Source organism: Thermoanaerobacterales bacterium (assembly GCA_030019475.1).
Taxonomy (GTDB): Bacteria; Bacillota; Desulfotomaculia; order Desulfotomaculales; family JASEER01; genus JASEER01.
In genome coordinates this window covers 20,597-45,599 of the sequence record JASEER010000019.1, presented here as the reverse complement: position 1 = coordinate 45,599, position 25,003 = coordinate 20,597, and the positions used below count along the sequence as shown (strand labels likewise).

Below are 25,003 nucleotides of genomic sequence, written 5' to 3'. Positions count from 1 at the left end.
ACCTGCCCGGTGAAGGCCACCAGGGGCACCGAGTCCATCATCGCGTTGGCGATGACGGAGACCATGTTCGTCGCGCCGGGCCCGGAGGTCGCCAGGCAGACCCCGGGCCGGCCGCTGGCCCGCGCGTAGCCGTCGGCGGCGTGGGCCGCCGCCTGCTCGTGGCGGACCAGGATGTGGCGGATGTCGGCGTCGTAGAGGGCGTCGTAGATGGGCAGCACGGCGCCGCCGGGGTAGCCGAAGATGGTGTCGACTCCCTGGGCTTTAAGGCACTCGATGAGAATCTGTCCTCCTGTGAGCAGCACGGTGGGTATCTCCTCTCCACAGGGTATAACTTAATACGAATCGCATGATCCTTCATGCTTCCTCTATCACCGCGCCCGTAGCCGCCGAACCAACCTGCCGCGCATACCGCGCGAGGTAGCCGCGGGTGACCTGCGGCGGGGGCGGCGACCAGGCGGCCAGGCGCCGTTCCATTTCACCGGCGTCTATCTCAACTTCCAGCTTCTTCGCCGGGATGTCAATGCTGATCATATCCCCGTCCCGCACGGCGGCCAGGGGGCCTCCCCCGGCGGCCTCCGGCGAGATATGGCCGATGGACGCGCCCCGGGTCGCCCCGGAAAAACGCCCATCCGTGAGCAGCGCCACGTCACGGTCCAGGCCCATCCCGGCAATGGCCGAGGTCGGGGTCAGCATCTCGCGCATCCCCGGCCCGCCCCTCGGGCCCTCGTAGCGGATGACGACCACGTCGCCCTTTCTGATCTTCCCGCCGAGGATCGCGGCCACGGCCTCGTCCTCGGAATCGAAGACCCGCGCCGGCCCGCGGTGGACCAGCATCTCGGGCGCCACGGCCGAGGCCTTGACCACCGCGCCGTCCGGGGCCAGGTTGCCCCGCAGGACGGCCAGTCCGCCCGTGGGCGTAAAGGGATCTTCCACGGTGCGGATGACGTCCGTCCGGCGGACCGGCCGGCCGGCGATGTTTTCGCCCACCGTCTTTCCGCTCACGGTGCGCGCCTCGAGGTCAATCAGTCCCCGCCGGGAGAGTTCCGCCATCACCGCCGGGATGCCTCCGGCCTCATCAAGATCCTCGACGAAGAAGGGGCCCGCCGGGGCCAGGCGGCACAGGTTCGGCGTCCGCGCGCTGACCTCGTTCACCAGGTCGAGGTCAATGGGCATGCGCGCTTCGTGGGCGACGGCCATCAGGTGCAGGACGGTGTTGGTGGAACAGCCGAGGGCCATATCGACCGTCAGCGCGTTGGCAAACGCGGCGGGGGTGAGGATGGACGAGGGCCGGACATCGTCCTCGACCAGCCGCACGGCCTGCATCCCCGCCAGCTTGGCCAGGCGCAGGCGGGCGGCGCTGACGGCCGGGATGGTGCCGTTGCCCGGTAGGGCCATCCCCAGGGCCTCGGTCAGGCAGTTCATGGAGTTGGCGGTGAACATCCCGGCGCAGGAGCCGCAGCCAGGGCAGGCCGTCTCCTCCAGTTCGGCCAGGTCCTCCTCGGTCATCCGCCCGGCGCGTACCGCGCCGACGGCCTCGAAGACGTTGGTGAGCGAGACCCGCTCCCCGCGGAAGCGGCCGGCGAGCATCGGCCCGCCGCTGACGAAAATGCAGGGGATATCAAGGCGGGCGGCGGCCATAAGCATGCCGGGGACGATCTTGTCGCAGGCCGTGACGAAGACCAGGCCGTCGAAGGCGTGGGCGCGGGCCATGACCTCCACGCTGTCGGCGATTAGCTCGCGGCTGGCCAGGGAGTATTTCATCCCCTCGTGGTTCATGGCGATGCCGTCGCAGACGGCGATGCTGCCGAAGGAGACCGGCGTGCCCCCGGCCATGCGCACGCCGGCCTTGACGGCGTCGGCCAGCCGGCCCAGGTGCATATGTCCGGGGACGATCTCGTTTTCGGCGTTGACCACCCCGATCATGGGGCAGTCCATCTCGGCCTCGGTGAAGCCCAGGGCCTTGAAAAGCGAACGGTGCGGGGCCTTCTCCAGCCCCTTCTTTACAGCATGGCTACGCATGGATATCCTTCCCCTCGCATGAAGTCGGGTCCGGGATATCTTACCCCTCAGGGAAGATAACCGGCCCGTCGTGTTTTGTCAACTCGCGGAAGGCGCGGATCAGTTGCCAGGTCATTTCGCCCGGCCTGCCGGAGCCGATCGGCCGCCCGTCGACCTTGACGACCGGGATAAGCTCGGCCGCGGTGCCGGTGAGGAAGCACTCGTCGGCGGTATAGACGTCGTGGCGGCCGAAGACCTGCTCCACCACCGGGATGCCCCGCTCACGGGCCAGGTCCATGACCGTGTTCCGCGTCACGCCCTCCAACACCCCGACAAAGGACGGGGGAGTAATCAACACGCCGTTCCTGACAATGAAGATGTTATCCCCCGTGGCCTCGCAGACGTAGCCTTCGGCGTTGAGCATAAGCGCCTCGGCGCAGCCGGCCATCGCGCCCTCGATCTTGGCCAGGATGTTGTTCAGATAGTTGAGGGACTTCACGCGGGGGTTCAGGGCCTCGGTCAGGTTGCGCCGCGTGGCCGCGGTGACGACCTCCAGGCCCTGCGTGTAAAGTTCCTCGGGATAGAGCTGGATCGACGCGGCGATGCAGACCACCGTCGGGCGGGGGCATTTCTTCGGGTCGAGGCCCAGGTCGCCCTTCCCGCGGGAGACCACCAGGCGGATGTAGGCGTCGCGCAGGTTGTTGCGGCGCAGGGTCTCCAGGACCACTTCCTGCATCTCGTCGATGCTCATCGGGATCTCCAGCAAGATCGACCGCGCGGACTCATACAGGCGGACCAGGTGCTCGGGCAACTTGAAGACCCGGTTATGGTAGGCCCGGATACCTTCAAAGACGCCGTCACCGTACAGGTACCCGTGGTCGAAAACCGAGACGACCGCGCGCTCCTTCGGGACGTATTCCCCGTTCAGGTAGATGATGAGCCCCATTTGCCCAACTCCCCTTCTGAAATAAAATAGATTTCCTAGATAAACAAAACCCCTCGCCTGGCAGCCTGAACAATCTGCCAGGGACGAGAGGTCAGCATACCGCCCGCGGTACCACCCTGCTTGCCGCCTTCGCGGCCCCTTTCGCGCCGTCTTAGTTAAAGAGAGCGCGTGGTTTAGATAACGGGTCACCAACCCGGCCCAGCCTACTAGGTTACCCTTTCGGCCGGCGGCTCCAGGGCGATCACGGACCCCGCGCCCCGCACCGGTTTTCAGCCCCCCCGGCTCTCTGTCGACGGTCGGCGGTCGGGATCCTCGGTCCCTTTCCTGGCCTTTGCCCTAAAAAAGTTATTTTCAAGTATACAAAGATCCCCGTGCAGTGTCAAGGACAGTTTTTGCACCAGAGCCCGTACAATGCGGCCCCGAATTTAGGCCAGCCCTTATCCGAAGTTAGTTGACCACATACGGCGAAACCCATATGATAACGACAAGAGTAACCATTGAAGGACTGCTGGGGAACTGCCGATTGTCATACTACTTATCCGTAACACTTGACCGTGCAGCGTTCACCAATACCCGTACAGGCCGGTTTTTCCGGCCTGTAGCGTTTTTACCACAATTGACCGGGAGCAAGTCAGCCTGTTAGAGCCGTGGTGCGTTAACGCACCACGGCTCTAACTTGTTACAGAAAGCACAAAGCCCCGCAAATACTGGCCCGACCGGTTTCTAATGTAACAATAATGCACCACCCGGCTTTGTAGGGAACCCGCACATCACCAGTTTTGAGTAGGCTTTGGCGACACCCGCCGTCCTGGCACATTTCTTGCATTGTCATGCAGGTGACGCGCAAGAGGCAATATGCAGGACGGAGGTGATGCGGCCAGCCTCATTTTTGTGGATGTCATCGTTCCCCTGTTCACAAATCCTTGATAGAAAAGAGGTCTTAACAGTTGATTATCGACTTTCGAGTTCGTCCATCGACTCCGGAACTGGTGTCGGTGGCGGAGAACCGGGTTTTCAAGGGAATGATGCAGTGGCTGGATTTCAGGACCGAAACAGAGGACCTGGACACACTGGCTGTCGCGCTCCGCGAAGAAGGGATCACCAAGGCGGTCGTCCAGGGACGCGACCTGGAAACCACCTACGGCTGGAAGGTCACTAACGACCACATCGCGGAGATCGTCAACAAGCACCCCGATATGTTCATTGGATTCGCGGGAGCAGACCCGTGGAAAGGGATGGCCGCCGTTCGTGAAATACAGCGTGCCGTTACCGAACTGGGCCTGGCCGGCGTGTCGGTTGACCCCTACATGCATCAGATGTACTGCAACGACGCAAGGTACTACCCAATTTATGCGAAATGCACGGAACTGGGTGTACCGGTGGAAATCACGGCCGGCCCCGGCGCGTTTGTGCCCGGCGCGGTCATCGACCATGTCGCGCCGCGCTACGTCGACTTTGTGGCCCGCGACTTCCCCGAACTGAAGATCATCGTGAGCCACGGCGGCTATCCCTGGGTCGCCGAGATGATTACGGTCGCCTTAAGAAACCGTAACGTGTACTTCGAGATCTCGGCCTACGAAACCATGCCCGGCTCGGATCTCTATGTCAAAGCCGCGAACGACGGCCTGATTGACAAGAAACTTCTGTATGCCAGCGCACACCCGTTTGTCAACTTCAGAAAGTGCCTGCGTACCTGGGACAATCTGCCCTTCAAGGATGAGGTGCGGCGGAGGGTGATGTACGAGAACGCCGCCCAACTGCTTGGACTCGACCTGGCTACCTAATAAGCTATCCGGCAGTGGAGGTGATCAAGGGTTATGCCTGATACTACGGGACAAGTAGCTGCACCGGTCATAACGGAACTGGAGGGCGAAACCGAAAAGATTACGCCCTACCAGTGGAAAATAATGTACACCGCGGTTGCCGGTTACGTCTTTGACGGCATGGATTCCATCCTCTTCGTCTTGGTCCTGCCAAAGATCATGGCGGAGTTCGGGATCAGCGCCGTAACCGGCGGGTTGATGGTCACCATCTTCCTTTTAGGCCAGGTGTTCGGCGGGATTCTGTGTGGCATCCTGGCCGATTACATCGGCCGGAGGAACGCCCTGATGCTGACCATTAGCATCTACGCCGTGTCAACGGGCTTATGCGCCGTGGCCTGGAGCTGGCAGTCACTCGCGGTCTTCCGTTTCTTCACCGGTTTCGGGTGTGTCGGCGAGTGGGCCGTGGCGGCGACGCTTATCGCCGAAACGTGGCCCGCGAAACACCGCTCCAAGTGCGGCAGCGTTATGCAGAGCTGCTGGGCCTGGGGCAGCATCCTGGGTTCTCTGGTAGTGATGGTCGTCGAACCTCTCTGGGGGTGGCGTGCCGTTTTCCTGGCGGGTCTGGTTCCGGCCCTGCTGGTGCTCTACATCCGGCGCACGGTGAAGGAGACCGCGCGCTTCACCCGGGAGAAGCAGCGCCGCGAAGAGCTAAAGGCCCAAGGCGAAGCGGTGCCCAACACCGTCAGCCAGCTCTTCAAGGAGCCCAAGCTCGTCAAGCACGTCGCCATCGGTGCGGCGATGACCTCGGCCGAACTGATCGTCTGCTGGGCTATCCTGACCTTCGCCGCCGCGTTCCTCGTTCAGGAGAGAGGATTTGACATCGTTAAGAGCAGTACCTGGTTTGTGGTCTTCAACATCGGGGCCGGCATCGGTTACCTGGTTTGGGGGCCGATCGCGGACCGCATCGGCCGGAAGCCGACCTTCCTGCTGTACATCCTGCTAAGCGCCATATTCACCCCCCTGTACATGCTGTGGGCCCCGAGCCCCTTCTGGCTGTACCTGTGCGGCATCCTCGCCGGGTTCGGAACCCTCGGGATCTATTCCGGGTTCACGGTGTACTATCCCGAGCTCTTCCCCACCAGGCTGCGCGGTACCGGAACAACCCTGGCTCCCCAGATCGGCCGCATCATCTCCGTGGGCGGGCCGTGGGCCATCGGCGCGCTTGCCGTACAGGTCGGCTATGGAATGGCCATCGCCCTGGCCTGCCTGACCTGGCTGTGGGCGTTAATAGGTCTGGCCTTTGCGCCTGAGACCAAGGGCAAAGTGCTGGAGGAGATCGTTCAGTAGCGCTTGGTAATTCACGGAACAACTTTTCTAAGGAGGGTAAAAAACGATGTCCAACAATGGCAACTACAAGATCCTGGACTGCCGGGCGAGGCCCAACACGCCCGAGTACCACTCCCTGCTGGACGGCGCCGCGATTAAGAAGGTGTTCGAGAAGTCGGGGAACCCGCTGCCGCCCGTGGGGACGCTGGAGGAGTTCATCGCCGACCTGGACGAAGCCGGCATCTCGAAGGTGGTCTGCACCGGGCGGGACATTGAGTCCACCTCGGCCTGGAAGGTCACCAACGACTACGTCGCCCGGATAATGAACCGGTATCCCGACCGCATCATCGGCCTGGCCGGTATCGACCCCAACAAGGGACCGGCGGCGGTCACCGAAGTGGAGCGGGCCATTAACGAACTGAAACTCAAAGGCGTTTCGATGGACCCGTTCGGGGCCAACATGTACGCCAATGACCGCCGGATGTACCCGATCTACCAGAAGTGCGCCGAACTGGACGTGCCGGTGTTCATTACCATCGGCCCCTTGCCGGTCGGCGGAACCTATCTCAGCTACGGTTCCCCGATGCCGGTGGACGAAGTGGCGACGGACTTCCCCACGTTGAAGATCGTATGCTCCCACGGGGGCTGGCCCTTCACCTACGAAATGATCGCCATCGCCTTCAGGCACGACAACGTGTACTTCGAGACCTCGGTATACCACTTCCTCCCCGGGGCCAAGCTCATTGTGGAGGCCGCCAACAGCATTCTGGGCGACAAGGTCCTGTTCGCCTCCGCGCACCCCTTCGCGCAGTTAAAACCGACGGTCGAGAAGTTCACCAAGCTGCCGTTCAGGGACGACGTCCTGCGGAAGGTGCTGTGGGATAACGCAGCCCGCCTGTTTAAACTTGAGTAGCCAGCCAGCGAGATCCCAGTGACTCTCTCCTCTGGGAACTCCCAAAGAGAGAAGCCGGCAACAATGCGGCCGGCTTCTCTCCCCCTTTTCCGTATCCTTACTGTGCGAGGAGGTATAGTATGCAGGATCTAACGTGCTACTACGAAATGAAAACCCGGCAGCCCAGGACGCATCTCTTGCGGTGGGCGGGCACGCGCTTCCTGATTTTCGGCGTCCTGATGGGGTTGTTGATGAACTGGTGGTACTTCATCTACGTGGGGTTGGCTGCTTTCGGCCTGTCTCTTTGCATGCCCCGGTGCCAGGCGCGATGTGTCCACTGCCACTCGACAAACGAGGTCGAACGCCAGGTAAAGGAGTACATCTGCCAGCACTGCCGAAAGAAAACCGGGGTTTACAAGGTATCGCCGGTAAAGGGATCTATTGGTCGAGCGGCAGACCGTACTTTTTCGCCTTGCGGCAAATAGTGGAATGGGTGACCTTCAGCGCTTTGGCGGCTTTTCTTGAACTGCCGTAACGCTTTAGCGCTAAAAGGAGCATTTTCTTTTCCACATTTTCCATCGCGTCCTTTAGCGATTCAATACCGCCCTCGCGGGAAACCCCGCCGGGTTGCCGGCTAATATGCTCGGGCAGATCCACAAGCCTGATCACGTTCCCCGGGCTTATTATCACCAGTCTTTCGATGAGGTTAATCATCTCTCGCACGTTACCCGGCCATGCATAGGCAAGGAGAGCTTGTATAGCATCCGGGGAAAGGAGTTTATTGCATCCGTACTTATGGTTGAATTGCGACAGAATGGTTTCCAATAGCAGGGCAATATCGCCTTTCCGCTCTCTGACAGGAGGAATATACAAGGGAACGACGTTCAAACGGTAATACAGGTCATCCCTGAACCGGCCGTCCTTTACATAAGCCGCGAGGTTCCTGTTGGTGGCGGCAATAATCCTTACGTTTAACTTGACAGGCGCTTTGCTTCCCAGCCGCCTGACTTCCCCTTCCTGGATGGCCCTAAGAAGTTTAACCTGCTGGGTGAGGGGAATCTCAGACACTTCATCCAGAAACAGTGTGCCGCCCTGCGCCCTTTCAAACGCTCCGGCTCGCGCCACGAGCGCCCCGGTGAAGGCACCCTTCTGATGGCCGAACATCTCGGACTCGAACAGGGTTTCGGGAATGGCCCCGCAGTTTACCGCTTCAAAAGGCCCGTCGCAGCGGGCGGAACATTGATGGATAAACCTGGCAAAAACCTCTTTACCCACCCCGGATTCACCTTCAAGGAGAACGGTGCAGTCGGTCTTGGCGACGCGTGAGGCCGCTTTCGCCACATCGACCAGCGGGCTGTCCTCGGTGAAGACGATGCCGTAGCGCCTCATAAAGTTAGGGTAGCCTTCACCGCCCGCGCCATCCTCCTCCCGGGTCTGCCATCGTGTAATATCCCGTACGTTGGAGATGACGTAAGCCACATCCCCTGTCCCGCTAAGGACGGGCTTCGCCGTAACCAGCAGTTCCCTGCCCGTTCTGCTACGGATGACGCGTGAAACAACCGCCCGCTTGTTGGCCGCGTCGCGGGAGGCGCAAACGTCGAAATAGCCCTTTGCGATAAGATCATCTACATTACGCCCGATAATTTCCTCGGGAGCAGCGTCGTAGAACTGGCGGCTGGCTTGGTTGGCATAGATTGTGCGGCCATGCCGGTCCGTGATCCAGATTCCGTCGTAAGAAAGCTCCAGGGCTCCGAGAATCGACGCAACCAGTTGGGAGCGTACGGCTTCGTCCATTTTGCGATCCGAAAGATCAAGTGCGTTTTGAAGGCCGTCCCAGTGCCGGCCGGAGTCGTCGTCCACTAGACGGCCCAGTTCGGACAGTGTGGCAATATCTTCCGCCTTAAAGATATTCGCCATGAATTTTGCCAAATCCACCGAACCAAGCCCCCCTCAGTCCATCAACTTAATCCTTAACCTAATCCCTAGTTAAAATGGTATCATTATTGCGGATTTTGTCAAATTACGTCGATATAAGCTGAGGGATTGCGCTGGTGTCCAAGACGAATGTCCTACCCACAACAGCCGGGAGCCATGATAAAATATGTTTCATTCGATGCATTTAAGCATTTAAGGAGCCTTAACCTTGTCTTCGGTAACCGTATACGAGTCGGGCGCATCTCCAGCCCGTCCCTGGAGCGAATTCTCCGCCGGCGCGCGGCAGGCCGTCCCGATCTTCCTCGGCTACCTGACCCTCTCGGTGGCCTACGGGGTGCTGGCCCGGGACGCGGGCTTAAGCCTGTTGGACACGATGGCCATGTCGCTCTTCGTCTACGCCGGGGCGGCACAGTTCATCGCCGTGGGAATGTTCGCCGTAGGGATGGACCCCTTGACGGTCATCTTCACGACCTTCCTCGTCAACCTGCGCCACGTCCTGATGGGCGCCTCCCTGGCCCCCTTCCTGCGCGGCCTCGGTTTCCCCAGCCTGGCGCTCCTGGCGACCGGCGTCACGGACGAGACCTTCGCCCTGAACAGTACGGAGTATGCCCGCCGGCGGCACCACCATTTCTTCATGTACGGCGCTCACCTGACTTCGTACTCAGGCTGGGTCAGCGGCTCCTTCATCGGGGCGGCCGGGGGTTCCCTGGTCCCGGGCTTGGACCGCCTGCCCCTGGACTTCGCCCTCCCGGCGATGTTCATTTCGCTGCTCGTCCTGCAGGTCCGGGACAGGCTGCTGGCGGCGGCGGCCCTGCTGGCCGCGGCCTTCTCCGTCGCCTGCGCCCTGCTCCTGCCGGGCAACTGGAACATCATCGTGGCCACCCTGCTCGTGGCCACGCTCGCCTCGGGGTGGGAAAAGTGGAAACGAAACTCTTAGTGATCCTCGGCATGGCCGCCGTGACCTACATCCCGCGCATGCTCCCCCTGGCCCTCCTGGCCCGGGTCGGCCTCCCGGAGGGCTTCATCCGCTGGCTGCGCTTCGTCCCCGTGGCCGTCCTGTCGGCGCTGCTGGCGCCCGAGCTTCTGCTCCGGGACGGGCAGGTGGCCCTCAACGCCGCCAACACCAACCTGCTGGCGGCCGTCCCCTGCTTCGCGGCGGCGGTCCTCAGCCGCAACATGCTGCTGACGGTGGCCGTCGGCCTGGCGGCGGCGATTCTCCTGGAAACCTTGCCATAAGCCCGGCGCGCTCCCTGTCGCGCAATCCCAGACGTGGCCATCATCTACGCCGCCGGCGCAGGGGACGTCTAGGCGCGTTTCGAGCGGGGGTTGGAGTTGGAGATAGCCCTGGGTAATCTCGTCCGCAGGCCGGTTCAGGTACTGGATTTCGACGGCGCATCCCCCGCAATGCGGCACCAGATCTTAAGGACCGGCCGACTGGTGGTGGAAAACGACCCGCGGCGGCGCATTGAGCGCGAGACCGAGGCGCTCACCCTTTACCTGGACTTTCTCCCGATGGAGAGGTTCCTCACCGAAGCCGCCTTAAGGAGGCTCTAGCATGGTCGACAGGTCTTTCATCGACCCCAACATCGTGTTCGGCGTCCTAAAGAACAAGACCCGAGACTTGAAGATGTTCGCCCGGTTGGTACAAAAGCATTTCGATCTGTAGAACCTATTGCGATTCTGTGGTACAATACGCCAAACATTGTGAATAAAAGCACATGCAGTTGAAGGGGGGAGTCTGCTCGATGGACGGTTTCTTTGACGTCATCGTCGTCGGCGGGGGCACGGCGGGGGTAACCGCGGCCACGACCGCCCGCCGGCACTACCCGGAAAAGAAAGTGCTGCTCATCAGGCAGGAGGAAAGAACTCTGATCCCGTGCGGCATCCCTTACATGTTCGGGGGTCTCAAGGATCCCCTGAAGAACGTGAACCCCGACTACGTTCTCGAAAAACGGGGTATTGCCCTGCATATCGGGCAGGTGACCCGCATCGACCGCGCCGCCCGGGAGGTCCACATGGCCTCGGGGGAAAGCGTCGGTTACGGCCGCCTGGTACTCGCGACGGGCTCGGACCCCGTCCTGCCGTCCATTCCCGGAATGGATAAGCGAAATGTGTTCTGGATTAAGAAGGATCTTCCGTACCTCCAGGAGGTCCTCGCCGCGCTGGACATAGCCAGGCGGGTGGTTATCGTGGGCGGCGGCTTCGTCGGGGTCGAGCTGGCCGAGGAAATTCGAAAGCACCGGGACCTGGAGGTAACCGTGGTGGAGATCCTTCCCTGCTGCCTTTTCACTTCCTTTGACGAGGAGATCTGCATCGAAGCGGAGCAGGAACTCGCCGCTCTCGGGGTAACCATCCTGACGGACAGGAAGGTAACGGAGTTTGTCGGCGACGACTGGGTGCGGGGCGCATGGCTGAATGACGGTACCGGGCTGCCGGCCGACGTGGTGCTGGTCACCACCGGGGTGCGGCCGGTAGTGTCGTTGGCGCAGGAGGCCGGCCTGGCGCTCGGGCCGATGGGGGGCATCCTGGTCGACCGGACCATGGCGACTTCGGATCCCGACGTTTTCGCCTGCGGCGACTGCACCGAGAAGTTCTCCTTCTTCGCCGGGAACCCCGTGCGCATCCGCCTGGCTTCGGTGGCCGGAATGGAGGCCCGGGTGGCCGGGGCCAACCTCTTCGCCCGGCGCCGGACAAACCCCGGCACCGTCGGCGTTTTCTCCACCAGGATCGGGACCAAGGCCTTCGGCTGCGCCGGCCTGACCGAACGGATGGCCCAGGAAAAAGGTTACGAACTGTTGATCGGGGAGGCCTCGGCCCCCGGTCACCACCCCAGCGCCCTGCCGGGGACACAGGAGATGAGAGTCAAGCTGGTGTTTGACCGTTACACCGGGACCCTGCTGGGCGGGCAGGTCGTGGGGGACGAGAGCGCCGGCGAGCTGGTGAACCTACTCAGCGCCTGCCTGTTGCACCGGATGACAGTCACGCAGATTGCGTCCTTCCAGATGGGGACCCATCCCCTGCTCACCCCCGCCCCCGCCGCGTACCCGCTGGTGGTGGCAGCGGAAAATGCAGCCACGCAACAGCTTTAGCCGGCCGGCGGCGAACGCTGTCGGTAATAGGTGGATATTGTTTCCAGGAAACCAGGCCGGTATGTAGAAACCCTTCTGGTAATAAGTACCAGAAGGGTTTGATCCTGGGTGGTGACCCTTGAAACAGCCGGCATCCTTTTCCGGACCGCCAGGGGTGTTCCGTTCGATCAACTGTTGTTCCCGGACTTTCCGGCCGGGCCTGTTGACTTTGAAATCGTGGCCCGGGTACGAGGCTTTGCGGCCGACAGGGCCTACAACCTCTTTTACTTCTTCCGCCCGCCGGGAGGCGAACTCGGGGAAAGCCCGCACTTCATCTGCCGCCCCCCGCACCCCCCGGAGCGGGTGCTGATCGTCTCCTGCCCATCCTTTACCTTCCCACGCCCCGGCATCTACACCTTCGCTCTTTACGCCGGCCCGCGCCGGCTGGCGACGGCCCAACTGCGCGCAAGCCCGCAAAAGCCCTAGGTTTACACACGCCTTCCGCAGGGGCTGCATGTGGGGAGCTGTCAGCCTGGCACAAGACCCGGCTGCGGTTGAAAGCCCGGGCCATCGCCGGCAACGACAACCGGCTCCCCGCATCTCTTTGCCTTGGTACAGGCAAGGCTGGCCAGGTTTATGAGGTCCTCCACCGTACGCCCGCCATTGTGCCGGCTGATTCGTTTCCACCCGGCTACGCCGGCCGAGCCGGTTACTTTTGCCCCTTGAGGCCATTGTTCTTCCCCTATTGCACTGACCATCCGCCCGGCCAGGCTTACGGCATCATCCAGGGATCTTGTGGTAACGACCGCAAATTCGTCCCCGGCATACCGGCCTAAATAATCCGCACCCGGTCTTACCATCCTCTTAAGTATATCCGCCACCCGGCGCAAAATCTCGTCGCCCTGTACGTGACCCAGTTCTTTGTCAATTGCTCCAAAATCGTCAAGGTCCAGGAAGAGGACCGTGACATCCTTCCCCTCCCCCACCAGTTCCTGTGCCTTCCGCTTTATGAACTCCGCCCGGCTTAAACCCGTCAGGCTGTCTAAGTGTTTGCCCAGTTCAGCGGAAAGCCGGGACTTTGTCACCAAACCCACCAGTGAACCTTTCTCGACCACCACCAGGCGTTCAATCCCGTACCGTCGCAAGACTCTATCAGCTTCCCAGAGGGAACAGGTGGGCAATACGGTCACCACCGGCGAGTTCATGGCATCGGCCACCAGTCGGTTAGGATGCGAACGCCTGACGTCGCGCGAGGTGACGATACCGACAACACGTCCTTCCGCCAGAACCGGCATCCCGCCTATCTTGAACTGTTCCATCAAGGAGACTACGCGGCCGACACAGTCGTTCGGTGTAACGGTCACCAATTCTCTGGTCATGATTTCACTGATGTTGGACATCACAAATCGACCGCCCGGTTTACCTTAATGATAATATTCACTTGTGCCTTGACAACTGTATCCTCCATGGCCACGCGTTCACCCTCCTCCAAAACAATGGCCAACAGTTTGTCTTTCGGCATAAGCTTGGTAAGGGACTTCTTCAATACAACGGCCTCGAACAAGCGATGGTCCGTGCGAATGACTTCATACTGTTCCGGCGACAGAGCATCCACCATCCTCCTTATGGCTTCCGGCCCGATGATCGCCCTTCTCCCCACCAGCAGAACATCTTGCATAGGAGGGATTTCGAACTCCGAGAGGCGGATGGTGAGATCAGCCTGACGCACGGGTTCCGGAAACTGTAAGGATGGTGACGAATCGGGAGTCATGTCTGTTCTCTTGACCTCCACAAGGTTAAGATACGGTTGCCAGACAAACCGCCGAACTTAAGAGCCGTTTATGCCGTAAGCATATTTCTGCTGTTACGACAATATCGGACATTTCCTTTATCGTCAAGTCATGGATGAAATAAGACCGCACGCGGGGCAGGAAGGGTCGCGGCGCAACGTGAACTCCGTGAACCGCGCCGGCAGGGCTTCCCAGACGAGCATCCGGCCCGCCAGCGGCCGCCCGAGGCCGGTCAGGAGCTTCATCACCTCTCCCGCTTGCATGGTACCGATCAGGCCGACCACCGGCCCCATTACGCCGCGCGGGAGAGCGGCCGGGGTGTCGCCCTCGGGGTACAGGCAACGCAGGCAGGGCCCCCGTCCCGGGATGAAGGTCGTCGCCTGCCCGTAGAACTCCGAGATCGCCCCGTGCACCCACGGGCGGTTAAGGCGCAGACAGGCATCATTAATGACGAACCTTACGGACAGGCTGTCGGTGCAATCGACCACGACGTCATACCCGCTGATCAACTCATCGGCGTTTTCCGCCGTCAAGGCCAGCGGGTGCTCGCCCACCGCAATCCCCGGGTTGAGCGCCTTGATGCGCCGCGCCGCCGCCCGGCACTTCAAGAGCCCGAGGTCGGCGCTGGCATAGATCACCTGGCGCTGGAGGTTGGAGATCTCAACGCGGTCGGGATCGACGATGCCCAGCGTTCCGACCCCGGCCGCGGCCAGGTAGGTCAGGGCCGGGGAGCCCAGCCCCCCGGCCCCGACCACGAGCACCCGTCCCCGGGCGAGGCGTTCCTGGGCCTCGTCGCCCCAGCCCGGGAGGATCAACTGTCGCGCGTAGCGTTCCCGCGGGGGCACGGCGTTCATCCCCCGGCCACCGGCGGGAAGGCGCCGACCCTGTCGCCGTCGCGCAGGGGCCAGCGCAGGTCGGCCTGCTGCCCATTGACCATGACCACCTTGACCTCCCGCGTGGGCACGCCGATGCCCGCCAGGACATCCTCCACGGTGCTCCCGTCGGGCACCTCAATTTTCAGGGGCTCGCCTCCGGCCAGGTCCGGGCGGTACTTGGTGAGGGTGGCAAAGACACGAAGCTCGATCCTCACGGGCCGGCCTCCTTTCCGCGATTACTAAGGGTCCCTTCTTATCCTACCCCTCGAAGGGCTTGAAGGTTTCGTCCAGTTCGGCCTCCGGCACGTCGAAGACGGTATTGTGCGGCGGCAGCGGTTCGCTGGACATGAACTCCGGCAGGCGGTCATCCGCCTGGGCGAAGCCCGCCGCACGGTTGAAGGCCCGCTCCCAGGCGAGGACCTTCTGCCCGTAAGCCACGGCGTCCACGGCGCTGAAAGCGACCCCTTCCTTCGCGGCCACCAGGTCGCAGACCGCCGCCAGGGCGTCCGGCATATCCAAGAGGGCGAAGGCCGTGAAGAGGCACAGGCCGGTGCCGTCCACGAAGGCCGTCGCCACCTGCAGGTCGCGGGAGAGTGGCACCTGGCCCTCGGGCTTCAACGGGTCGACGTACCCGCCGACCTTGAGGATATTGGCCGCCGTGGCGTAGCCCGCGGTGTGATCCGCGCCCATCGGGGTGGTGGCGTAGGTGACGCCCATGCCCTTGACGGCCCGCGGGTCGTAGGCCGGCATCCCCTGGCCCTTGACCGTCGGGACGCGGGTGACGCCGAAAACCCGGCCGGCCACGGCCGACCCGGCGCCGATGATCCGCCCCAGCGGGGTGGCGCGGCGGACATCCTTATCAAGCATGGCGATGGCTCCCGGCCCGTCGCCGAAAGGCAGCACCCCGGCCTCCATCAGCACGCCGAAGGTGACGCCGGTCTCAATGGTATCCAGGCCGACGTCGTTGCAAAGGCGGTTGAGCATGGCGACGTAGTCCAGGTTGTCGATGCCCATGTTCGCCCCCAGCGCCCAGTCGCTCTCGTACTCAATCGGGGCGCAAAGCACCTCGCCCTTCTCGTCCGGGTAGATGTTGGAGCAGCGGATAACACAGCCCGGGTGGCACGCGTGGCCCGTCTTGCCCTTCCCGCCGCGGGCCTTGATGGTATCCGCCATGGTCTCGCCGCTGATCCCGGCCGCGCCCTCGAAGCGTCCGGAGCTGAAGTTGCGGGTCGGCAGGCCGCCGGCTTCGTTCAGCACGTTAATCAGGGCGGCCGTCCCGTAGGTGGGCAGGGTCTGGGCCGACACCGGGTGGGTGGTGAGGGCCTTGGCCAGGCGGTGCTGGGCGTCCTTGAACTTCTCCGCGTCGGCCACTTTGACGCCGAAGGTCTCGGCGGAACGGATGACAATCGCCTTCAGGCCCTTGGAGCCCATCACGGCGCCCAGTCCGCCGCGGCCCGCGTAACGCCCGGGGTGATTCTCGCTGTCGTTGGTCGAAACACCGGCCAGCGCCATCAGTTGTTCGCCGGCCGGGCCGATGCAGATGATCCCACAGCCGTCTCCGTACTTCGCCCACAGCCGTTCGTTCAGCTCGTAGCAGCCGAGCCCGTTAAGCCCGTCGGCCGGCTCCAACCGCGCGCCTTTCGCATCCACGACCAGCACGCGCCAGGTACCGGGAGCGGGCCGTCCCTCAACGATGATGGCGGCCACTCCGAGGCTGGCCAGTTTCTGCGCCGTGATGCCGCCGGCGTTGGACTCCTTGATGCCCCCGGTAAGGGGGGACTTGGCCCCCACCGAGAGCCGCCCGGAAGATGGGGCGTGCGTGCCGGTCAGTAAGCCCGGGGCGAACACCAGCTTGTTGTTCGGTCCCAGCGCTTGGGCCGTGGACGGCACCTCGTCGTACACCAGACGCGAGGTCAGCGCCCGCCCGCCCAGCAGGGCATAGTCGGCAGGCTTATCCTCCCATCGTACACTGAGGTCCCCCATGTTTACCCGCAACAGTCTGGACACCTGTGACCGCCTCCTTTCTTGCTCCTAAAAGCAGGAAAACCCTTCTATATCGAAGTATGAAGGGTTTTCTTAATCCAGACCAGCCGTCAGAGCCTGTCCCCAACCGTTTCTGGGCCTCTCTGACGGTATAGGCGCGTGGTTGCTATACTATTCAAATAGTTCCTTTGATTTATGACCCTAAACTTTGTACTATCAAACTATCCCTGTGAGGCGGCCAGGCGCTCCCGCGCTCGGGCGATTGCCCGCCGAACGGTTTCCGGCGCCGGGCCGCCGCGGAGGCTGCGCTGGCGCAGGGCGGTCTCCAGGCTGACGGCCGCGTAGACGTCCTCGTTGACCGCCGGGGAGAAGGCGCGGTACTCGTCCAGGGTCAGGGTTTCAAGGTCCTTTCCCTTCTCAAGGCAGTAGACGACGGCCCGCCCTACCACGGCGTGCGCCTCGCGGAAGGGCACGCCCTTTTTCACCAGGTAGTCCGCCAGGTCGGTGGCGTTGGTGAAACCGCCCCGGGCGGCGGCGGCCATGCGTTCACGGTCGATGCGCAGGGTGCGGACCATGGGGCCGAAGACGGCCAGGCACTTCTTCACCGTGTCCACGGCGTCGAAGAGGGCCTCCTTGTCCTCCTGCATGTCCTTGTTGTAGGCCAGGGGCAGGCCCTTCATCAAGGTCAGCAGGGAGGTCAGGTGCCCGAAGACGCGCCCGGCCTTGCCGCGCACCAACTCGGCCGCGTCGGGGTTCTTCTTCTGCGGCATGATGCTGGAGCCGGTGGCGAAGGCGTCGTCGGGCTCGGCGAAAGAGAACTCCTGGCTCGACCAGAGGACGATCTCTTCGGCGAAGCGGCTGAGGTGCACCATCACCAGGGACGCCGCGGCGCAGAACTCCACGGCGAAGTCCCGGTCGGCGACGGCGTCCATGCTGTTCTCGGCGACGGCGGCGAAGCCCAGCTCCGCGGCGACCCACTCCCGGTCCAGGGGGAAGACCGTGCCGGCCAGCGCCCCCGCCCCGAGGGGCATGACGTCGGTGCGGCGGCAGCAGTCGGCCAGCCGCCCGGCGTCGCGGTCGAACATCTCGAAGTAGGCCAGCAGGTGGTGGGCGAAGGTCACCGGCTGGGCACGCTGCAGGTGCGTGTAGCCGGGCATGACCGTCTCGACATGCTCCTCGGCCAGGTCCAGCAGGACCGCCTGCAGCCCGCGGACCAGCCGCAGGATCTCCCGGATCTCGTCCTTCAGGTACATCCGCACGTCCAGGGCCACCTGGTCGTTGCGGCTGCGGCCGGTGTGCAGCTTTTTGCCCGCCTCGCCGATGCGGGCGATCAGTTCCCGCTCCACCAGGCTGTGGATGTCCTCGGTCTCGCTGGTGAAGGCCACCCGCCCGGCCTCGATGTCGTCCTGCACGGCGGCCAGGCCGCGGACGATGGCCTCGACCTCGTCCGGGGTGAGCACCCCCACCCGGCCCAGCATCCGGGCGTGGGCCATGCTCCCCCGGATGTCCTGGCGGTACAGGCGGCGGTCAAACGCAAGGGAGGAGTGGAACTCCTCCATCAGCGGGTCGCTGCCCTTCTGGAAACGCCCGCCCCACAGGTCGGCCATTCTACTTACCCACCTTGCTTTCCCGGAGCATCAGGGCCCGTACTTTGAGCGGCAGGCCGAAGAGGTTGATGAACCCCTCGGCGTCCTTCTGGTTGTAGACCTCGTCCTCCTCAAAGGTAGCAAAGTCCTGGCGGTACAGGGAGTAGGGCGACCAGGCGCCCGCCGGCACGCAGTTGCCCTTGTAAAGCTTCATCCGCACCCGGCCGGTGACGGTCTCCTGGGTCTTGTCCACGAAGGCCTGCAGGGCCTCGCGCAGGGGCGTGAACCACAGGCCGTCGTAGACCAGCTCGGCGTACCGGACGGCAACGGAGTCCTTGAAGTGCAAAGTCGCCCGGTCCAGGGTCAGCAGTTCCAACTCGCGGTGCGCGGCCACGAGTATCGTCCCGCCCGGGGTCTCGTAGACGCCGCGGGACTTCATCCCCACCAGGCGGTTCTCGACCATGTCCACGATGCCGATGCCGTTGGCCCCGCCCAACTCATTCAGGCGCTCCAGCAGCGCCACCGGGTCCAGCTCCTGCCCGTCAAGCTTTACGGGCACGCCCCGCTCAAACTCCAGCTCGACGTAGGCCGGCACATCGGGCGCCTTCTCGGGCGGCACGCACAGGACGTAGACGTCGTCCGGCGGCTCGTGGCCCGGATCCTCCAGTGCGCCGCCCTCGTGCGAGAGGTGCCAGATGTTGCGGTCCATGCTGTAGGGCCGCTCCCTGGTCACCGGGACGGGGATGCCGCGGGCGGCGGCGTAAGCCATGGCGTCCTCGCGGGAACGGATGTCCCACTCCCGCCAGGGGGCGATGATCTTCAGGTCGGGGTTCAGGGCCTTGACGGTTAGTTCAAAGCGGACCTGGTCGTTGCCCTTGCCGGTCGCCCCATGGGCGACGGCGACGGCCCCCTCGGCCCCGGCGACCTCGACCAGTTTCCGGGCGATCAGCGGCCGGGCGACCGAGGTCCCCAGCAGGTACTTGCCCTCGTAGACGGCGCCGGAGCGCAGCAGCGGCCAGAGGTAATCCTCGATGAACTCCCGCCGCACGTCCTCGATATAGACCTTGCTCGCCCCGCTGGCCAGGGCCTTCTCCCGGACGGGGGCGACCTCCTCGCCCTGACCCAGGTCGGCCGTCACGGCGATGACCTCGTAGCCGTAGTTCTCCTTCAGCCAGGGGATGATGATCGATGTGTCCAGGCCGCCGGAATAGGCCAGGACGACTTTAGGTAAGGACGCGGTCACGTGCTCTCTCCCTTCCTCCCAATTTTAGTTAGGGGTCAGGCACTTTACTTAAAACACCCTGCTTTTTAAGTTAGGGGCCTGACCCCTAACTTAAAACTGAGGCCAGCAGGGCCTTCTGGGCGTGGAGGCGGTTCTCGGCCTCGTCCCAGACGACGCTGTGCGGGCCGTCGATGACGGCATCGGTGACCTCCTCGCCCCGGTGGGCGGGCAGGCAGTGCAAGAAGATGAAGTCCGGCCGGGCCAGGGAGACCAGGAACTCGTTCACCTGATAGGGGGCGAAGACCCGCGCCCGAGCGTCGTGCTCGGCCTCCCGGCCCATGGAGGCCCAGGTGTCGGTGACGAGGACGTCGGCCTCCCGCACGGCCTCCGCGGGATCCGCGGTAAGCTCGACGGCGCCCCCGTGGGCGGCGGCCAGTTCCCGCGCGGTGGTCACGACCGCCCCCGCCGGGGCGTAGCCCGGGGGCGTGGCCACGGCGACCCGCATCCCCGTCATCGCCCCGCCCAGGAGCAGGCTGTGGCAGACGTTGTTCCCGTCACCCACCCAGGCCAGCTTGAGGCCTTCAAGGGCCCCCTTATGTTCGCGGATGGTGAGCAGGTCGGCCAGGATCTGGCAAGGGTGCTCCCAATCGGTCAGGCCGTTGATCACCGGGACGTCGGCGTAACGCGCCAGCTCCTCGACCTCGGCCTGGGCGAAGGTGCGGATCATGATCGCGTCCACGAAGCGGGAGAGGACACGCGCCGTGTCGGCCACCGTCTCCCCCCGGCCCAGTTGCATGTCCTGGGCGTTCAGGTACAAAGCGTGCCCGCCGAGCTGGTACATTCCTACCTCAAAGGAAACCCTGGTGCGGGTGGACGACTTCTGGAAGATCATGCCGAGGGTCTTCCCGGCGCAAAGTTGGTGCGGCTGCCCCACCCGCTGGCGGGCCTTGAGGTCGGCCGCCAGATCCAGGACCGCAGTCAGCTCGGCCGCCGTCAGGTCCCTTAGGGAAAGGAGATCCCGCCCTTTCAGGCTGCTCACGCCTTCTCCGCCTCCTTTTTCACCTCGTCCAGGACCCGCGTCAGGATGATCAGGGCCCCGTCGATGTCCTCCAGGGTGACGATGAGCGGCGGCACGAAGCGCAACACTTTCTGGCCGATACAGTTGATCAGCAGGCCCTCGTCCCGGCAGCGGGTGACGATGTCGCCGCCGGGGACGGTCAGTTCCATCCCGAGCATCAGGCCGCGGCCGCGCACGTCGTGGATGAAGGGGTAGCGTCCCATCAGGTCGGCCAGCCGCGCCTTGAAGTACTGGCCCACGCGGGCGGCGTGGCCGATGTAGTCCTCTCCAAGGAGGAGCTTCAACGTGGCGATACCGGCCGCGCAGGCCAGGGGGTTGCCGCCGAAAGTCGAGGCGTGGTCGCCGGGGGTGAAGGCTGACGCCACCGGCTCCCGGGCGAGGATGGCCCCGATCGGGAAGCCTCCCCCGAGGGCCTTGGCCAGGGCTATGATATCAGGCACGACCCCGTAGTGTTCGTGGGCGAACAGGCGCCCGGTGCGGCCCATGCCGGTCTGAACCTCGTCCAGGATGAGCAGGGCGCCCCGCGCGTCGCAGAGGCGGCGAACGCCCTGGAGGTAGTCCTTGCTCGGGACGTTGATGCCGCCCTCGCCCTGGATGGGCTCCAGGAGAACGGCGCAGGTGCGTTCATTGATCGCCGCGTCCATGGCCTCCAGGTCGTTGAAGGGGACGTGTTTGAAGCCCGCCGCCAGGGGCTCGAATCCCTTGTGGTACTTCACCTGCCCGGTCGCCGTCAGGGCACCGAGGGTGCGTCCGTGGAAGGAGTTATGGGCGGCGATGATCTCGTAGCGGTCCTCCCCGCCCTGCGAGCGGGCGTACTTGCGGGCCAGCTTGATGGCCCCCTCGACGGCCTCGGCCCCGCTGTTGCAGAAAAAGGCCCGGTCGAAGGCCGAGTTGTCGACGAGCATGCGCGCCAGGCGCATCTGGGGCTCGATGTAGTACAGGTTGCTGCAATGCATCAGCCGCCGCGCCTGGTCGATCACGGCCTCGACAACGCGCGGGTTGCAATGGCCGACGGCGTTCACGGCGATCCCGGCCACGAAATCGAGGTACTTCTTCCCCTCGGCGTCCCAGACCCAGACCCCGTCGCCACGCACCACGACGATGGGCAGCCGCCCGTAGGTGCGCATTAAATAGCGGTCCGCAAAGGCGATGATTTCGTTTTGACGCATCGGTTTACTTCTCCCTTTCGGGCATCACTACCATCGTCCCGATGCCCTGGTCGGTGAAAATCTCCAGCAGGATCGAGTGCGGCACGCGGCCGTCGAGAATGTGCGTGCGCCTGACGCCGCCGCGCAGGGCGCTCACGCAGCACTCCACCTTCGGCACCATGCCGCCCGAGATAACGCCGCGGGCGATGAGATCGGGCACCTCCGCCACCTTGACGGTCGAGATCAGGGTGCCCGGGTCGTCGCGGTCGGCCATGATCCCCTCGACGTCGGTCAGGATGACCAGCTTCTCGGCCCCCAGGGCGACGGCCAGTTCCCCGGCAACGCTGTCGGCGTTGATGTTGTAGCTGGCCCCGTCGGGACCGACGGCGGTCGGGGCGACCACCGGGATGTACCCCTCCCGCAGGACCGAGGCCACAAGGTCGGCGTTGACGCGCGCGACTTCGCCGACGAAGCCGATGTCGACGTCCTCGGTCACGCCGTCCCGCTCAACCTGGACCCGCTTCTTCGCGGCCTCGATCAGGTTGGCGTCCTTGCCGCACAGGCCGATGGCCCGCCCGCCGAAGCGGTTCACCATGGCCACGATCTCCTTGTTGATCTTGCCGACCAGGACCATCTCCACGATCTCCATGGTCTCGCGGTCGGTCACGCGCAGGCCGTTGACGAAGGTCGACTCCTTCCCCATTCTCCGCAGCACGGCCGTGATCTCGGGCCCGCCGCCATGGACGATCACCGGGTGCATCCCGACGTACTTCATCAGCACGACGTCGGTCATCACGGCCTCCTTCAGGGCGCCGTTCAGCATGGCATGACCGCCGTACTTGATGACCACGATCCGGCCGTGGAAGTGCTTAATGTATGGCAGGGCCTCGACAAGAATACCTGCTTTCTCAATAGCGGTGATAACCAATCGGTACCTCTCCTTGCTAGTATCAGTTAACTGGAAATTAGAAATTGATAGTTTCTAAGTTCCAGTTCCAAATCTTATGTCCTGTACGCCGCATTTATCTTAACATAATCGTAGGAAAGGTCACAGCCCCAGGCGGTGGCCTCTCCGCCGCCCTGTCCCAGGTCCACGGTGATCACCACCGGGTCACCGGACAGGATCGCCGTGGCGCGGGCCTCATCGAAGTCCAGTCCCCGGCCGCCGGCCGCAACCTGCAGGTCGCCGAGCCAGACGGCGAAGCGCTCGGGGTCGAAGGCGGCCCCGGAGTAACCGGCGGCGCAAATGATACGTCCCCAGTTCGCGTCCCGCCCGAAGACGGCGGCCTTGACCAGGCTGGAGGCGGCAATGGCCCGCGCCGCCAGCCGGGCGTCGGCCTCGGTCCGGGCGCCGCGGACGCGCACCTCGATGAGAGTCGTCGCCCCCTCCCCGTCGCGCGCGATCATCTTCGCCAGGCGCACGCAAACCCCGGTCAGCGCCTCGCAGAACAGGGCGAACTCCGGCTGCCCCGGTTCGAGCGCGGTATTTCCGGCCAGGCCGTTGGCCATAACCACGGCCATATCATTGGTACTCGTGTCGCCGTCGACGCTTATCATATGGAAGGAACAGTCGACGGCCGTCTTCAGGGCGGCCTGCAACGCCGCCGGGCCGATGGCGGCGTCGGTGGTGATGAAGGCCAGCATGGTAGCCATGTTGGGGTGGATCATCCCCGAGCCCTTGGCCATGCCCCCGACGGTTACCGGCCGTCCCCCGACGTTAATCGTTACGGAGGCCTTCTTGGGCACAAGGTCGGTGGTCATAATGGCCTCGGCGGCGGCGGCGCCCTCGTCCGGCCCGAGAAGCCGCTTGGCATCCGGCAAGCCGGCCGCGATCTTCTCCACCGGCAGCCGCTGGCCGATGACCCCGGTCGAGCTGACCAGGACCATCTCCTCCGGGATACCCAGGGCTTCGGCCGCCAGCCGCCCCATCCGGCGGGCGTCGTCCTCGCCGGCGGGACCGTTGCAGGCGTTGGCGTTGCCGCTGTTGACGATCACGGCCTGTGCGCGCCCCGCGGCGACGCGGGGCATGGTCACCTTCAGGGGGGCGGCCTTGACGCGGTTGGTGGTGAAGACACCGGCCACGCTGCAGGGGGCCTCGGAGTAGATGAGGGCCAGGTCCTTCTTATGTTTCTTTAAGCCGACGTGCAGGCCGCAGGCCAGGAACCCCCGCGGCGCGGTAACCCCTTCTTCTTTGAAGGTTAATGCGGTCAAGTCAAAAGCCTCCCAGATGAAATAGCCTACACCTTACTCCCGGGAGCACAGGGCTCCCCCTTACGTTCCGCAAGCCGCTCAGGCTGAAGTCCCCCGCCCCCGGTCCCGATTCCGGCATCTTCAACCCGTTGGCCGCGCTTCCTACGGATACAGCCCCGGGCCCGCCAGCCCCTCGCCCTCCGGCCGGCCGAACATAATATTCATATTCTGCACCGCCTGCCCCGCCGCCCCCTTGACCAGGTTGTCGATGGCCGACAGCACCACCGCCCGCCCGGTGCGGGCATCGGCGACGACGTTCAGGTCGCAGTGGTTCGAGCCCGCGACGGCCTTGGTCTGCGGCAGCGTGCCCGGCGGCAGGACGCGGACGAAAGGCTCTTCGGAGTAAAACTCCCGGTAAACGGCGTGCAACTCGTCGGCGGTCACCGGGCGGGAAAGGCTGAAGTACACGGTGGCCAGGATGCCCCGGTTCATGGGCGCCAGGTGGGGGGTGAACGAGACCCGCACCGGCCGCCCCGCCAGGCGCGACAGTTCCTGCTCGATCTCCGGCGTATGCCGGTGTCCGGGGACGCCGTAGGCCTGGAAGTTCTCGTTGCACTCGGCGAAGTGGGTGCGCAGCGAAAGGCCGCGGCCGGCCCCGGAGACCCCGGACTTGGCGTCGATGATGATGCTCGCCGGGTCGGCCAGCCCGGCCTTCAGGGCCGGGGCCAGAGCCAGGATGGAGGCCGTCGGGTAGCAGCCCGGGTTGGCCACCACCGGGGCGCCGGCGATATGTTCGCGGTTGAGTTCGGGCAGGCCGTAAACAACCCGCGGCAAGATCTCGGGCGCGGTATGGGTCACCCGGTACCATTCTTCGTAGACCGCCACGTCGGCCAGGCGGAAATCGGCCCCGATGTCGACCAGTTTCTTGCCCCGGTCGAGCACCTTGCGGCCCACTTCCATCGCATGCCCGTGCGGCAGGGCGGTGAAGACGACGTCGCACTCGCTGACTAGTTCGTCCGGGTCGAACTCCCGCAAAACCTCGTCCACGTGGCCGTACAGGTGCGGGTAGACGGCGGATAAAGGCCGTTCGGCGTAGCTGCGCGAGGTCAGGGCGGCCAGGCGGACGGCGGGATGGCGCGCCAACAGCCGTACCAGTTCGGCCCCGGCGTAGCCCGTGGCCCCGATGACCCCGGCCTTGATAAT

At 63.9% G+C, this 25,003-nt stretch carries 25 protein-coding genes; 9 read left to right on the top strand and 16 right to left on the bottom strand.

What is annotated here, in order from left to right; all coding sequences use genetic code 11:
- From QMC81_06710 to ilvE, 3 genes are all read right to left on the bottom strand, one after another.
- Positions 1-302: thiamine pyrophosphate-binding protein (locus QMC81_06710; GenBank protein MDI6907159.1), on the bottom strand; the 302-nt coding region annotated here is incomplete at its 3' end.
- Positions 303-354: 52 nt separating this feature from the next.
- On the bottom strand, positions 355-2,019 hold the full coding sequence (ilvD, locus tag QMC81_06705) for a dihydroxy-acid dehydratase (GenBank protein MDI6907158.1): 1,665 nt from the start codon (positions 2,017-2,019) through the stop codon (positions 355-357).
- Positions 2,020-2,059: 40 nt separating this feature from the next.
- Complete coding sequence (gene ilvE / locus QMC81_06700; protein MDI6907157.1) at positions 2,060-2,944, bottom strand: branched-chain-amino-acid transaminase; 885 nt, start codon at positions 2,942-2,944, stop codon at positions 2,060-2,062.
- Between the two features lie 947 nt (positions 2,945-3,891).
- On the opposite strand from ilvE, the gene QMC81_06695 reads away from it, so the two are divergent.
- The 4 genes from QMC81_06695 to QMC81_06680 all read left to right on the top strand — a co-directional run bounded on the left by QMC81_06695 (position 3,892) and on the right by QMC81_06680 (position 7,410).
- Positions 3,892-4,728, top strand: a complete 837-nt coding sequence (locus QMC81_06695) for an amidohydrolase family protein (protein ID MDI6907156.1) — start codon at positions 3,892-3,894, stop codon at positions 4,726-4,728.
- Positions 4,729-4,761: 33 nt separating this feature from the next.
- The gene (locus QMC81_06690; protein MDI6907155.1) at positions 4,762-6,054 is read left to right on the top strand and encodes an MFS transporter; all 1,293 of its coding nucleotides are present in this window, start codon (positions 4,762-4,764) and stop codon (positions 6,052-6,054) included.
- 46 nt (positions 6,055-6,100) lie between these two features.
- Entirely contained in the window at positions 6,101-6,946 is an 846-nt protein-coding gene (locus QMC81_06685) for an amidohydrolase family protein (protein ID MDI6907154.1), read from the top strand.
- 119 nt (positions 6,947-7,065) lie between these two features.
- A complete protein-coding gene (locus QMC81_06680) occupies positions 7,066-7,410 on the top strand; it encodes a hypothetical protein (protein ID MDI6907153.1) in 345 nt (114 codons plus the stop codon).
- Here QMC81_06680 and QMC81_06675 read toward each other — a convergent pair.
- The gene (locus tag QMC81_06675; GenBank protein MDI6907152.1) at positions 7,364-8,860 is read right to left on the bottom strand and encodes a sigma 54-interacting transcriptional regulator; all 1,497 of its coding nucleotides are present in this window, start codon (positions 8,858-8,860) and stop codon (positions 7,364-7,366) included. The two genes, QMC81_06680 and QMC81_06675, sit on opposite strands and share 47 nt — an antisense overlap.
- A gap of 208 nt (positions 8,861-9,068) precedes the next feature.
- Between QMC81_06675 and QMC81_06670 the strand changes: the two genes are divergently transcribed.
- The 5 genes from QMC81_06670 to QMC81_06650 all read left to right on the top strand — a co-directional run bounded on the left by QMC81_06670 (position 9,069) and on the right by QMC81_06650 (position 12,414).
- Positions 9,069-9,797 (top strand): AzlC family ABC transporter permease, encoded by a 729-nt coding sequence (locus QMC81_06670; protein MDI6907151.1) that lies wholly within the window; start codon positions 9,069-9,071, stop codon positions 9,795-9,797.
- Positions 9,779-10,096 carry an AzlD domain-containing protein gene (locus QMC81_06665; protein MDI6907150.1) on the top strand — a complete coding sequence of 106 codons (318 nt, stop codon included), beginning with the start codon at positions 9,779-9,781 and terminating at the stop codon, positions 10,094-10,096. Before QMC81_06670 ends, QMC81_06665 begins: the two co-directional genes overlap by 19 nt.
- Before the next feature lie 90 nt (positions 10,097-10,186).
- On the top strand, positions 10,187-10,414 hold the full coding sequence (locus tag QMC81_06660) for a hypothetical protein (GenBank protein MDI6907149.1): 228 nt from the start codon (positions 10,187-10,189) through the stop codon (positions 10,412-10,414).
- A gap of 191 nt (positions 10,415-10,605) precedes the next feature.
- Positions 10,606-11,949 (top strand): FAD-dependent oxidoreductase, encoded by a 1,344-nt coding sequence (locus QMC81_06655; GenBank protein MDI6907148.1) that lies wholly within the window; start codon positions 10,606-10,608, stop codon positions 11,947-11,949.
- 108 nt (positions 11,950-12,057) lie between these two features.
- Positions 12,058-12,414: a hypothetical protein gene (locus QMC81_06650; GenBank protein ID MDI6907147.1), complete on the top strand. Its 357-nt coding sequence runs from the start codon at positions 12,058-12,060 to the stop codon at positions 12,412-12,414.
- A gap of 41 nt (positions 12,415-12,455) precedes the next feature.
- On the opposite strand, the gene QMC81_06645 is transcribed toward QMC81_06650, so the two are convergent.
- The 12 genes from QMC81_06645 to argC form a co-directional block, all read right to left on the bottom strand.
- Complete coding sequence (locus QMC81_06645; GenBank protein MDI6907146.1) at positions 12,456-13,328, bottom strand: GGDEF domain-containing protein; 873 nt, start codon at positions 13,326-13,328, stop codon at positions 12,456-12,458.
- On the bottom strand, positions 13,328-13,606 hold the full coding sequence (locus tag QMC81_06640; protein MDI6907145.1) for a hypothetical protein: 279 nt from the start codon (positions 13,604-13,606) through the stop codon (positions 13,328-13,330). The genes QMC81_06645 and QMC81_06640 overlap by 1 nt, the downstream gene beginning before the upstream one ends.
- Positions 13,607-13,822: 216 nt before the next feature.
- Positions 13,823-14,572 carry a HesA/MoeB/ThiF family protein gene (locus QMC81_06635; protein MDI6907144.1) on the bottom strand — a complete coding sequence of 250 codons (750 nt, stop codon included), beginning with the start codon at positions 14,570-14,572 and terminating at the stop codon, positions 13,823-13,825.
- A complete protein-coding gene (locus QMC81_06630; protein MDI6907143.1) occupies positions 14,569-14,808 on the bottom strand; it encodes a MoaD/ThiS family protein in 240 nt (79 codons plus the stop codon). The genes QMC81_06635 and QMC81_06630 overlap by 4 nt, the downstream gene beginning before the upstream one ends.
- A 43-nt stretch (positions 14,809-14,851) precedes the next feature.
- Entirely contained in the window at positions 14,852-16,600 is a 1,749-nt protein-coding gene (locus QMC81_06625) for an aldehyde ferredoxin oxidoreductase C-terminal domain-containing protein (protein MDI6907142.1), read from the bottom strand.
- Positions 16,601-16,797: 197 nt separating this feature from the next.
- Positions 16,798-18,183 (bottom strand): argininosuccinate lyase, encoded by a 1,386-nt coding sequence (gene argH, locus QMC81_06620; protein MDI6907141.1) that lies wholly within the window; start codon positions 18,181-18,183, stop codon positions 16,798-16,800.
- A gap of 1 nt (position 18,184) precedes the next feature.
- Positions 18,185-19,405, bottom strand: coding sequence for an argininosuccinate synthase (locus QMC81_06615; GenBank protein ID MDI6907140.1), 1,221 nt, complete (start codon positions 19,403-19,405; stop codon positions 18,185-18,187).
- Between the two features lie 85 nt (positions 19,406-19,490).
- Positions 19,491-20,423: an ornithine carbamoyltransferase gene (gene argF / locus QMC81_06610; GenBank protein ID MDI6907139.1), complete on the bottom strand. Its 933-nt coding sequence runs from the start codon at positions 20,421-20,423 to the stop codon at positions 19,491-19,493.
- Entirely contained in the window at positions 20,420-21,631 is a 1,212-nt protein-coding gene (locus QMC81_06605) for an acetylornithine transaminase (protein MDI6907138.1), read from the bottom strand. The genes argF and QMC81_06605 overlap by 4 nt, the downstream gene beginning before the upstream one ends.
- Positions 21,632-21,635: 4 nt before the next feature.
- Positions 21,636-22,538, bottom strand: coding sequence for an acetylglutamate kinase (gene argB / locus QMC81_06600; GenBank protein ID MDI6907137.1), 903 nt, complete (start codon positions 22,536-22,538; stop codon positions 21,636-21,638).
- 74 nt (positions 22,539-22,612) lie between these two features.
- A complete protein-coding gene (gene argJ, locus QMC81_06595) occupies positions 22,613-23,821 on the bottom strand; it encodes a bifunctional glutamate N-acetyltransferase/amino-acid acetyltransferase ArgJ (GenBank protein ID MDI6907136.1) in 1,209 nt (402 codons plus the stop codon).
- A gap of 141 nt (positions 23,822-23,962) precedes the next feature.
- The gene (gene argC / locus QMC81_06590) at positions 23,963-25,003 is read right to left on the bottom strand and encodes an N-acetyl-gamma-glutamyl-phosphate reductase (protein ID MDI6907135.1); all 1,041 of its coding nucleotides are present in this window, start codon (positions 25,001-25,003) and stop codon (positions 23,963-23,965) included.